At 33.6% G+C, this 11,141-nt stretch carries 12 protein-coding genes; 6 read left to right on the plus strand and 6 right to left on the minus strand.

Annotation, left to right across the window (positions count from 1 at the left end; genetic code table 11):
- Positions 1-75 precede the first annotated feature (75 nt).
- Together can and ACIQ0D_RS08545 are read right to left on the minus strand one after the other, a co-directional pair.
- Entirely contained in the window at positions 76-747 is a 672-nt protein-coding gene (can, locus tag ACIQ0D_RS08540; protein WP_395804664.1) for a carbonate dehydratase, read from the minus strand.
- Positions 748-1,006: 259 nt separating this feature from the next.
- Complete coding sequence (locus tag ACIQ0D_RS08545; protein ID WP_395804666.1) at positions 1,007-2,200, minus strand: porin; 1,194 nt, start codon at positions 2,198-2,200, stop codon at positions 1,007-1,009.
- Positions 2,201-2,396: 196 nt separating this feature from the next.
- On the opposite strand from ACIQ0D_RS08545, the gene ACIQ0D_RS08550 reads away from it, so the two are divergent.
- The 4 genes from ACIQ0D_RS08550 to ACIQ0D_RS08565 all read left to right on the plus strand — a co-directional run bounded on the left by ACIQ0D_RS08550 (position 2,397) and on the right by ACIQ0D_RS08565 (position 6,815).
- On the plus strand, positions 2,397-3,938 hold the full coding sequence (locus ACIQ0D_RS08550; RefSeq protein ID WP_395804668.1) for an acyl-CoA carboxylase subunit beta: 1,542 nt from the start codon (positions 2,397-2,399) through the stop codon (positions 3,936-3,938).
- Positions 3,939-3,946: 8 nt separating this feature from the next.
- Positions 3,947-4,363 carry a GNAT family N-acetyltransferase gene (locus ACIQ0D_RS08555; protein ID WP_395804670.1) on the plus strand — a complete coding sequence of 139 codons (417 nt, stop codon included), beginning with the start codon at positions 3,947-3,949 and terminating at the stop codon, positions 4,361-4,363.
- Positions 4,364-4,367: 4 nt separating this feature from the next.
- A complete protein-coding gene (locus ACIQ0D_RS08560; protein WP_395804672.1) occupies positions 4,368-5,474 on the plus strand; it encodes a M42 family metallopeptidase in 1,107 nt (368 codons plus the stop codon).
- Positions 5,475-5,903: 429 nt separating this feature from the next.
- Entirely contained in the window at positions 5,904-6,815 is a 912-nt protein-coding gene (locus tag ACIQ0D_RS08565; protein WP_395804674.1) for an NDP-sugar synthase, read from the plus strand.
- A gap of 294 nt (positions 6,816-7,109) precedes the next feature.
- On the opposite strand, the gene ACIQ0D_RS08570 is transcribed toward ACIQ0D_RS08565, so the two are convergent.
- From ACIQ0D_RS08570 to ACIQ0D_RS08585, 4 genes are read right to left on the minus strand one after another with little or no spacing between them, the layout of a single operon-like run.
- Positions 7,110-7,817 carry a hypothetical protein gene (locus ACIQ0D_RS08570; RefSeq protein WP_395804676.1) on the minus strand — a complete coding sequence of 236 codons (708 nt, stop codon included), beginning with the start codon at positions 7,815-7,817 and terminating at the stop codon, positions 7,110-7,112.
- A 14-nt stretch (positions 7,818-7,831) separates the two neighbouring features.
- Entirely contained in the window at positions 7,832-8,854 is a 1,023-nt protein-coding gene (locus tag ACIQ0D_RS08575) for a hypothetical protein (RefSeq protein ID WP_395804678.1), read from the minus strand.
- Between the two features lies 1 nt (position 8,855).
- A complete protein-coding gene (locus ACIQ0D_RS08580) occupies positions 8,856-9,140 on the minus strand; it encodes a hypothetical protein (RefSeq protein WP_395804680.1) in 285 nt (94 codons plus the stop codon).
- A gap of 33 nt (positions 9,141-9,173) precedes the next feature.
- On the minus strand, positions 9,174-9,386 hold the full coding sequence (locus ACIQ0D_RS08585) for a hypothetical protein (RefSeq protein WP_395804682.1): 213 nt from the start codon (positions 9,384-9,386) through the stop codon (positions 9,174-9,176).
- Between the two features lie 159 nt (positions 9,387-9,545).
- On the opposite strand from ACIQ0D_RS08585, the gene ACIQ0D_RS08590 reads away from it, so the two are divergent.
- Together ACIQ0D_RS08590 and ACIQ0D_RS08595 are read left to right on the plus strand one after the other, a co-directional pair.
- Positions 9,546-10,778: a hypothetical protein gene (locus ACIQ0D_RS08590; RefSeq protein ID WP_395804684.1), complete on the plus strand. Its 1,233-nt coding sequence runs from the start codon at positions 9,546-9,548 to the stop codon at positions 10,776-10,778.
- The coding region (locus tag ACIQ0D_RS08595) for a hypothetical protein (protein ID WP_395804686.1) at positions 10,760-11,141 on the plus strand (382 nt) is incomplete at its 3' end. The genes ACIQ0D_RS08590 and ACIQ0D_RS08595, both read left to right, overlap by 19 nt.

Consider the following 11,141-nt stretch of genomic DNA (forward strand, 5'->3'; position numbering starts at 1 on the left):
CAGCCTGATAACTGTCAACTGATAACTCATAACTCATAAAAAAAAGAGCTAAATCTCACGATTTAGCTCTTTTTTTTAGCTCACTTTCGATTCATCGAGCTTAAATATTTCCCCAAGATTTTGACTTGATTTTGCCGTTACTTGTAAATCCTTCACTAGTCCGGATTTCAAATCAATTACCCAACCATGAATCTCCAAATCTTCACGTTCGCGCCAAGCGTTTTGAACAATTGTAGTTTTACATAAATTATACACCTGCTCAATTACATTCAATTCAACTAGGCGATTAACCTTCAAAGTATCATCCATAATTCTGTCGAGTTCATTGCTATGCAAGCGATAAACATCTTTTATATGGCGAAGCCAATTATCTATCAAACCAAATTGCTTATTACTTAAAGCCGCAGCTACTCCCCCACAGCCATAATGTCCAGATACAATTACATGTTTCACCTTTAACACATTCACTGCATAATCTAACACACTAAGCATATTCATATCTGAATGAACGCACATATTGGCAATGTTACGGTGGACAAACACCTGACCTGGTTTTGTATTGGTTACCTCATTAGCTGGAACTCTACTATCAGAGCATCCAATCCAAAGCACATCAGGTTCCTGTCCTTCAGCCAATTTATTGAAATAATCAGGGTCCTTATCTGTTTCCTTTTTTACCCAATCACGATTACCCTGAAGTAATTCCTCATAAGCACGCTTTTGTTTTTCACTATTCTCTGCTGACATATTAGAAGCCTTTGATTTAGTAATTATTTTAGATAAAACATTATGTGCTTTTGGGACACTGAACCACAAAAACCTATCTTTTAATTTGAACCTGAAAAAATGAATAAAAATATAAAGCTAACTAATAATAGTAATAAAATCTTCCTTATAAATTAACCCAAATCGAGTACATTAATGAATAGTAACTGCAAAAGCACGATACTTTTATGGCTTAATTCCTATAAATGAATTATCATTTCTGTACTCAAAAAAAACATAATTAAATTCCCAATTCAAACTGAGTCAATACTCCCCATCGATTCCCGGCATGTGAGAAAGCATAATTGCCGTCAATAGCCATATAATTGACATTTAACTGCAATTTAACCCGATGTTTATTGAAATATTTAGTTGATCCAAGCTCAAAAATATTCTTCTGAGATTCATAATTAGCCAATTTAGCTGAAGGACTCAATCGAGAATAACGCATGGCAAGCTCCAAATTACTAGGGAAAACATAAGAAAACTGATGATTTATGCCCTGACCAGTAAAAGCATATCTTAAACTACCTAAATCATTATAAGTTAGAGGATTATCAACATGTCTCTTTAAATATTCGACTGAATATGCCCAGCCCTTATACTTTCCAATCGCATCAAACATCCATGTAGCCATATCTATTGAACCATAAAGCTCTTTACCCAACTGACCACCTGAACGATTTGTTTTTTTATTCATGCTATAACCTGCCGCTAATGAGATTTTTGGTTTAGGTTCACGCTCCAAATCGCCTTCCGAATAATCTCCATCACCGGTAAATGTGCCCAAAGGCAATAACTCCAGCCTTCCAGTATAGGCTAATCCATCATCTGTTGAATTAACGCTTCTACCCTCTCCTGTTGAAATAGCACCTTTTAAGTGATAATCCATTTCGCCAATTTTATTATGATAATAGGCTTTTAATCCGAAATCACGATCAATTGTCATAGCTCCATTCACAATAGAACGATCAGCAAACTGCAATTGCCCTGAGGAATTTACACGTTGTCTATTCCCAGGTAGCTTATTCTGACCAAAACCAATATAAAACTTAGGAGTAAAATGATAGAAGATAACCGCATCACGTACAATATTTGCAATCCCAGTATTATCTACATCCTGATCACCACGTGTAAATGCTAGTTGTACGCTATAAGTTAGTTTTGGATTCATGATAAATCCATCTACACGCATCCTCAAACGACGTACACGTGCATCGTATTCATTGAAATTTAAATTAGTTCCAGAAATTGTACTTGCACCCAAGCGATTTTGCATCCTGAAACGAAAATTTATATAAAAAGATGAATCAGGTGCTTTAAACTGGAGGCCCTTGAAGTTTGTAGTCATTGCTCGCTCATCACGCTCTCTTTGACCAAAAGCTTGTACTGAACAAAGTAAAAATCCCACAAAAAGTATGAACCTAAAACTCATTTTATTGTTTTTTGAGCAAATTTATAATATTAATCAAGAACCATCAGGAAAATTTAGAGATTATTTCTTCTACTATTTAAAGATTTTGACAATTTTCACGCCAATGTAAACAATGTAAAAGCAGCTGTAATTAGTCGGTCTTTAATCATTTTTTAGTAATTTCACATCTGAAACAAAGGAATAAAAACGACATATTTTGAATAATAAAATAGATGTTTTAAGACAGAAGCAAGAAGAAGCGCTTCAAGGTGGTGGGAAAACCAGAATTGACAATCAGCATCAAAAAGGAAAACTTACAGCAAGAGAGCGCCTCCACTTTTTGTTAGATGAAGGCTCATTTGAAGAGATCGGCATGTTGGTTATGCATCGTTCAACTGATTTTGGGATGGAGAAAGAGCGCTATCCTGGAGATGGTGTGGTTACTGGCTATGGCACTATCAATGGACGATTAGTCTATGTTTTTTCGCAAGATTTTACTGTTTTTGGCGGTTCACTTTCTGAAACACATGCCGAAAAAATATGTAAAATAATGGATCTCGCACTAAAAAATGGAGCTCCTGTAATCGGATTGAATGATTCTGGTGGTGCACGAATTCAAGAAGGAGTAGTTTCTTTGGGTGGCTACGCTGATATATTTTACAAAAACACCATGGCTTCGGGAGTAGTCCCACAACTTTCTGCAATCATGGGCCCTTGTGCTGGTGGAGCAGTTTATTCGCCAGCCATCACTGATTTTGTGCTCATGGTCGAAAACACCTCCTACATGTTTGTCACAGGCCCCAATGTGGTAAAAACAGTAACCCACGAAATTGTAAGCTCCGAAGAGCTTGGTGGCGCATCTACACATTCCACAAAATCGGGAGTCACTCATTTTGCTTGTAGCAATGAGATTGACGCCATAAATCACATTAAAAAATTGCTTAGCTACATGCCTCAAAATTGTGAGGAAAGTACTCCAGCATTAGCTTACGAGTCTTCTAATGAAGAAAGACTAAAATTGAACGATATCATTCCTGAAAACAATTCACAACCTTATGATATTCGTGAAGTAATTACAGAAATTGTAGATGAAGACTCTTTTTTAGAAGTCCACAAAGATTTCGCTGAAAATATTGTGGTGGGTTTTGCTAGGCTCGCAGGAAGGAGCATCGGCATTGTAGCCAATCAGCCAGCATTTTTAGCAGGTGTGTTGGATATAAACTCTTCCGTAAAAGGAGCACGATTTGTCCGTTTTTGCGATAGCTTCAACATTCCTTTACTCGTTTTAGAGGATGTTCCCGGCTTTTTACCCGGAACAGATCAAGAATGGAACGCAATCATAACCAATGGAGCAAAATTATTGTATGCTTTTTGCGAGGCTACTGTACCACGAATTACAGTTATTACCAGAAAGGCCTATGGTGGCGCTTACGATGTGATGAATTCAAAGCATATTGGTGCCGATATGAACTATGCTTGGCCAACAGCTGAAATTGCGGTAATGGGTGCTAAAGGTGCCGCAGAGATTATTTTCAAGAAAGATATCGCTACAGCGGATGATCCAAATGCACGCTGGATTGAGAAAGAAAAGGAATACTCCGACATTTTTGCCAATCCCTACAGAGCTGCCGAAAGAGGATTTATAGATGAGGTTATTGAGCCATCCCAAACAAGAAAAAAGCTAATTAAAGCCTTTAAGATGCTAGAAAATAAGGTGGTAAACAATCCTAGAAAAAAACATGGCAATATTCCTCTTTAATTTTTGATATGGCACATATCGAACAAATAAGTCAAGAATTAACCTGGCGCATACGCCGTGATGTTTTATACCCAGGACAGCCACTAGAAAAAATCAGACTCCCTGAGGATGATGATGGCACGCATTTGGGATTATTTGATGATAATAAATTAATAAGTGTATTGTCCTATTTTAAAAGTGAGCATTCAATACAATTTCGAAAATTTGCTACTCTTGAAGCATTCCAAGGCAAAGGCTATGGCAGCGAATTATTAAATTATTTACTTGAAATATGCGCTACTGAAGGTTTTGAACGCATTTGGTGCAATGCACGAAAAAATGCATCAGCTTTTTATAGTAAATTTGGCTTTCGTGAAACTGAACATGATTTCAAAAAAGATGGTATCGATTTCGTGATTATGGAGAAAATATTAAAAAACAAATAAGAAAATGGCTAAAAATAAAGAGAAAAAGCATGTTCCGGTGGTTACTAAGAAATCATTGGCATTTTTTGAAAAATACATCAACAACGCTTCGCCTACAGGATTTGAATGGGAAGGGCAACGTTTATGGCTCGATTATATCAAACCATATACCGATGAACATTTCGTAGATAATTATGGCACTGCCGTGGCTGTAATTAATCCGAAAGCTAAATTCAAAGTAGTAATTGAAGCTCATGCCGATGAAATTTCTTGGTTTGTGAACTATATCACCAAAGACGGACTTATTTATGTAATAAGAAATGGTGGCTCCGATCATCAAATTGCTCCTTCAAAGCGTGTCAATATCCACACCGATAAAGGCATTGTAAAAGCTGTTTTTGGATGGCCTGCAATCCATACACGTAGCGGTGAGAAGGAAGAAGCGCCATCAATGAAGAATATTTTCCTCGATTGTGGTTGTACAAGTAGCGAAGAAGTTGAAAAACTAGGAATTCATGTGGGTTGTGTAATCACTTATGAGGATGAATTTATGGTGCTAAATGATCGCTATTATGTGGGAAGAGCATTAGATAACCGTGCTGGCGGATTTATGATTGCTGAAGTAGCACGTCTTTTATCTGAAAACAAGAAGAAACTACCTTTCGGACTATACATCGTTAATTCAGTACAAGAAGAAATTGGTTTGAGAGGTGCTGAAATGATTGCCCACCGAATTAAACCCAATATCGCCATTGTAACAGATGTGACGCATGATACTCAAACACCTATGATTAGCAAAATCACTCAAGGTGATTTAGCTTGCGGTAAAGGTCCCGTAGTTTCTTATGCCCCAGCAGTACAAACAAATTTGAATAGACTGCTAATAAAAGCTGCAGAGGCTAACGCTATTCCTTTTCAACGTCAAGCTTCTTCTAGATCAACAGGTACCGATACAGATGCTTTTGCCTATTCAAATGATGGGGTTGTTTCTGCATTGATCTCATTACCATTACGTTACATGCACACAACAGTTGAAATGATACATAAAGAAGATGTTGATAATGTTATCCGACTGATTTATGAATCGCTATTAACCATTAAAGTTGATCAAGATTTTAGATCTGTCAAATAATACGTGTAAATAAGATAAATAATACACGTATAAATTTATCTTGGGATATTGTCTATTAGAGCAGTATCCCATTTTTTATTAGTTCGGAGCATTTCATGAACCTGTTTTTAATAGTATGTAGAAAATAGATAATTGATTTGAAAAATTTGTAAAAAAAATGCAGATAAAAAGACAAAAATAAAATAAATGGAATAAAACTATTTTTATAATTAATTTATTTAATTAAATACTTATTTTATATTTTATAATTTAAATAAAAACAAAAACAGATTCAAATTGTATTAATTTGTGAAATTTGAATCGAAATTGGAACAACAATTGCGGATTAGAGCTTGATTTTAAAGATAAAATCAAGAAAATATTTAAAATAAATATTAAACGATTAGAAATCTAAATAGAAATAAAATATTTAATTCAAAATAAGATATAATGAAACCAACTTTAGTAATCCTTGCAGCAGGAATGGCCAGCCGATATGGCAGTATGAAACAAACCGATGGATTTGGTCCAAATGGTGAAACAATCATCGAATATTCAATTTATGATGCTATAAAAGCCGGTTTCGGTAAAGTTATTTTTGTAATTAAGGAAGAATTTGCTGAAAATTTCAAAGGTATTTTTGAGCCAAAGCTAAGTGGGAAAATCGAAACAGATTATGTATTTCAAACATTTGATTTAAAACCTTTCGGGATTGACATTGAGATTGAAAGAGCAAAGCCTTGGGGAACTGCACATGCAGTATTGGCTGCACGTGATGCGGTAAAGGAACCTTTTTGTGTAATTAATGCAGATGATTTTTATGGCCGTGAATCTTATCAAAAAATGGCCGACTTCCTAAATAATGAGGTAAAAGATCATGAATTTTCAATGATAGGATACCAAATCGATAAAACCCTTTCTGAACATGGATCAGTCTCAAGAGGAGTTTGTGAAGTAGATGGCGATGGTAATCTTACTGAAATTCAGGAGCGTACGAAAGTATTTTTCAAGGCTGGTGCAGAGGGAGAAAAGACTATCGTATTTGAGGAAAATGAAAAAGAATTCCCATTGATTGAGAACACACGTGTTTCCATGAATTTTTGGGGCTTTACACCTAAAATATTTGATTATTCTGCCGACTTATTCAAAGAGTTTGCATTGGCGAATAAAGAAAATCCTAAATCAGAGTTTTTTATTCCTTTAGTAGCTGAAAAACTTATCAAAAACAAACAAGCATCTTTCAAAGTAATTCCCACCCAAAACCAATGGTTTGGTGTTACTTATTCAGAGGATAAGCCATTTGTTCAAGAGAGCATTGACAAACTGGTTGCTTCGGGTGAATACCCTGCTAAGCTTTGGTAATGATTTTTGTCTTTAAAAAAAGCCTCAGATTAATATTCAAAAATCTGGGGCTTTTTTGTTGAATTAAACCAAACAATTAAATTTACTAATAAACATAAAAGTTTTTTGTTTTAAGATCAAGTTTGGCTTTTCCGGCTAAAAGCCACAATCAGTTGATTATCCGTGACGATGTAAAATGGTTATTCGAATAATCATTAGCAAATTAATAACTATTAGAATTAGTGTAAGTTTAAATAAGCAGTAAGATTAGTACCCTAATGAATAATAATCTTTTCTGATTTATTTTTTGATTTGCTATTGTGACTTAAGTGCATTTTTTATGTGGAACATTATAATCTCTTTAGTAAATTTATCTAACCTCCCATATTGCCATGAACCACATAATATGGTGGTTACTTTTCTTTTATTTATTTCAGTATAATAAACACCCTTTTCTTTATTAATCGACTGATTTTCTAAAACATACTTTTGATAATAATTCGCAGTCATTGCATTTGGAAGAATAATTATAGATGGTTTAGCATCCTCTATATAGCTTTTGAGTATGTCAATTTGTTCTAATCCAAAATCATTCAAACCACCTTCCTTTTTTTCTACCATCTTTTTTACGATTTTTGAATTTGTTTCACGCATCAAAAACATATCACAATGTTCGAATTTTTTTTGACTAGATTCTTCACTATTTAATTCATCACTAATGGCGTGTAATATATTATAAAACTTTGCATAATAATTTCCCTTGTCTTTTGTTTTTGAATTTTCATTGTCTAAAGCAATTTCATTCATTCTTTCTTCAGAAACAGGCGGAGAGTAGAAAAAATTAATATTGTTTTTATTATCTTGAAATGCAGGATTTAGTCCTATAAAAAGAATTTTATTTGGTGAAGGTTTTAAATAATAATTAGGAACCCTTTCCATACATCTCTTAGCATCAAGATCAGTAAATTCAAAAGAAAACTTATTCCAAATAGCTGAAATTTTATCATTAAGATTATAACTCATTAATTTAAATTAATCTAAGCAAAACTGCCAATAAAATTTTGGCTTAAGCCTATATAATCATAACCCATAGTTCGATCGCCATCTAAAAAATGACGCGATTCAATTTCACACTCACCTTCGTAATCGTCTAATGAAAAACCAAACACATCAAGCATATCAATAACTAAATCACAGATCCAACATTCATCATCCTCACTAAAAGTATATTTATCCATATCACAAGAAACGATTAATTCTGCAAGTTCTTCTTCATCTGTATCCGTTATAATTGTGATTAGGGTAAACATCATCCTCGAAATAAAGATAGACTTGAAGTTATCTTCCGAAGATTCCTCACAAACTAAAGCAACAGGATTTTTACCAGAACCCACCATATCGTTCCATTGGTAGGCATTTTCTTTAATTAAATCCTCGCTAAAGTCAAGCCAATGGTCAAATTTTTGTGCTACAAAAGTAAATATATAAGCATAGCCGCCCAACAATAATGGCTCTTTGGCTACATAAACCATTATTTCTTCAAAAACATCATCTATGGCTTGAGCTTCGGCAGGAATTTCTGAGTTATACATTTTCAGTAATTCTTCTGCAGGTTTTATAAATTCCGATAAATAATCAATGTTTAAATTTTTGTTTTTAAATAAATCTATAAATGCTGTAGCTATCTTATTGTCTTTATATGAAATGCTACTTTCCTGAGTTTGATTAACTTTATTTACAACATAGCCTAAAGCATTTGCTCTATCAATCAATCCCGGAATATTATCAATACCCCATTGATTAGTAACGACAATTTCAGTTCCATCAATTAAAGAAATGGGCCTATCCATGTAGTATCTTTTCGGATCTTTAACGTCTACTTTTTTTCTAAAAACACCATGTATACCACCTTGACACTCATCAGGAAAAGCAGCATTTAACACAGCAAAATCCACCTTATTTTTGCTTACATAATCTTCAATTATAGCTAATGCTAATTTTGATTTTCCTAAATTTTCTGCTACGCCTTCAATAGCGTATTTTGTATAGTCTTTTGCCATTTTATTTATTAATTAAAATTTCTCTTATTTTTTTTGAGTCTGCAACAGTAAAGTTTTTAGCTATAATTTTACTTAAACCATTGCTAGTTATAATTATATCTGCACCCCAAATTTTGTTTTGAACCTCAACAGATGAAATTTTATCCCGAGTAATACTTATCGAATCAAAACCTATTAAATACTTATTTCTTTTTTTCCAAGTAATTGATAAATCTGAAATGATTATTTTTTCGGGCGTAAAAATGTTACCTCCTCTTGTAAGTGAGGAACTAAATTCAAAATCCATATTTACTCGGGTAAAATGTCTAAAAGCTGGATACTATCTAATGAGGTTAACCCCATTAGCGCTCAATTCTTCATAACCCGGACAAAAGGTAGCTAACCATGCAGACACTGCAGCTTTATTACTACTATTTCCAATCCATTGTAAAAAACCCCCAGGGAAATTTTTAGGCTCAACACTTACTTCAATGCTAAATTGTTTTACATGCTGTTTGTTTCTACCTGTTACTCTAATGCTATAGTTTTCCATTTTGTATGTGTTTTATAATCACCTAAATTGCTACAGTTATTTGTAAAACTATGAAACCAAACGAGCTCAAATTTGTCCAAATAAGTCCAAATAAATTGTTTAAAAACTATAAAACTCATTTCCTAAATTTTGTATTAACTTTAAAACAATAAATGATTTATGCCAGCATCTTTACAACTCAACCAACTCGAGAACCAGTGGTTATTTAAATTGGTAGAAAAGCAATTTGATCTTCAAATTGTAGATAGTTACAGCTGCCAAAAACTTAGTAATGAGCTCTTAATCAATCATAAAACCTCCATAAGCTATAATACCATACGACGGATTTTTGGCATCATAACCCCAAAATTTCAAAGTTCATTATATACGCTAAACTCGCTTGTAAGTGTACTTGGCTTTACTAATTTTAGACATTTTCAAAGCTATATTGAGAAATATAAAACCGACGCCTTAAACGAAGTTTTGATTAGATATAAAGCCACGAAATCTATCAACTCGAACCTTCTTTTCGAATCTATACAACATTTCAATCTTCAATCTTGGGAGGAAGCTTTTCAACTGAAATTAATTATCGATTTGTGCATAACCACAAACCATTATGATTTATTGTCGAAAATTATTCAATTACCATTAGACATTAAGGATCAAGAAGTTCATCATAAATTGTATGTAGCCTACCAAGACATTTATTTAAATGCTTTAGCAGGAAATCAAGTACTCATTGATTTTGTTTCAGCAGAATTGCCAAATTCTATTTATTTACAAAGCATAATTTTACAAACGTATATAGATGAAACCAATTTAACAGGCTTTTATGGAGATTGGCTAATAGCTGTAAAAGCCAGCCCATTATCTGATTTCGCATTTTTCAAAAACGTGATGCTTTGCCAAAGGGCTTACCAACAAAATGAAATACAATCCGCTCAAAAGTTCCTTAATCTTGCCTTAAAAGAAATTAACAACAAGGTAAGCGCACATCCCATACTTATGGCAAGAGTGGCTGCATGGGAAATTATTTTAAACCTAAACGAGAGAAATTATTTAACCTATTTCGAAAGATTAAATAATGATTTCGAGCAAATCAATTTTAATTTATTTTTTTATCGCTTACTTTATGTTTTTAATCAAGACATTTCAAAAATTAATCTAATTACCAAAATAAAAGACCAAAATGCTTTTAAGAAGTTGAGTGTATTTGAAAAACAAATTATTAACAAATATAATTTAATGCTAGCCCTATACTTTGATAAAACGAGCGATAACAATAATGCCCTAAAGCACATAAATCAAGTTGATCCTCGCCGTTTTGATGTTAATGACGGACAATGGTTTAACGAAAAATATAAATGGCTGAAGTCTAAAAACATTACAAAATGGGCGGAATATTCGTAATTGTCAGCTCTTTGTTTTTCGGATTCAGCAACGCATACTGGAAACGTGCGACCTCAGATTTGCCATTTTTTATAATCATTTTTTGCAGAGGCCTAATCACTACTAGTATTTTCGGAATATTATGGTTATTAGATTTCCATTTTGGGTTTTTCAGTCCCTATGTTGGACCACTCCAACAATTTAACATAGAACAATTATTCATTGCTGTATTAATGTGTTTACTGAGTGGATTTGGATTATTGTTTTTCGTAAAATCTATGCAAGGTGGAGTGGTTAATTTAGTGGCCCCATTATCCTCCCTAAACATTTTCGGTTTACTAACCGCAACTTTTGTCCTTGGCGAACCCTGGAAAAAAAGTTATT

This window comes from Daejeonella sp., from assembly GCF_044342615.1.
Lineage (GTDB): Bacteria > Bacteroidota > Bacteroidia > Sphingobacteriales > Sphingobacteriaceae > Daejeonella.

What these genes read in the sequence shown, in the direction of transcription:
- ACIQ0D_RS08585 (WP_395804682.1), bottom strand. Translation starts at nt 9,386, where the DNA reads ATGGAAAACTATAGCATTAGAGTAACAGGTAGAAACAAACAGCATGTA.
- ACIQ0D_RS08580 (WP_395804680.1), bottom strand. Translation starts at nt 9,140, where the DNA reads ATGGATTTTGAATTTAGTTCCTCACTTACAAGAGGAGGTAACATTTTT.
- ACIQ0D_RS08575 (WP_395804678.1), bottom strand. Translation starts at nt 8,854, where the DNA reads ATGGCAAAAGACTATACAAAATACGCTATTGAAGGCGTAGCAGAAAAT.
- can (WP_395804664.1), bottom strand. Translation starts at nt 747, where the DNA reads ATGTCAGCAGAGAATAGTGAAAAACAAAAGCGTGCTTATGAGGAATTA.
- ACIQ0D_RS08565 (WP_395804674.1), top strand. Translation starts at nt 5,904, where the DNA reads ATGAAACCAACTTTAGTAATCCTTGCAGCAGGAATGGCCAGCCGATAT.
- ACIQ0D_RS08590 (WP_395804684.1), top strand. Translation starts at nt 9,546, where the DNA reads ATGCCAGCATCTTTACAACTCAACCAACTCGAGAACCAGTGGTTATTT.
- ACIQ0D_RS08555 (WP_395804670.1), top strand. Translation starts at nt 3,947, where the DNA reads ATGGCACATATCGAACAAATAAGTCAAGAATTAACCTGGCGCATACGC.
- ACIQ0D_RS08545 (WP_395804666.1), bottom strand. Translation starts at nt 2,200, where the DNA reads ATGAGTTTTAGGTTCATACTTTTTGTGGGATTTTTACTTTGTTCAGTA.
- ACIQ0D_RS08570 (WP_395804676.1), bottom strand. Translation starts at nt 7,817, where the DNA reads ATGAGTTATAATCTTAATGATAAAATTTCAGCTATTTGGAATAAGTTT.
- ACIQ0D_RS08560 (WP_395804672.1), top strand. Translation starts at nt 4,368, where the DNA reads ATGGCTAAAAATAAAGAGAAAAAGCATGTTCCGGTGGTTACTAAGAAA.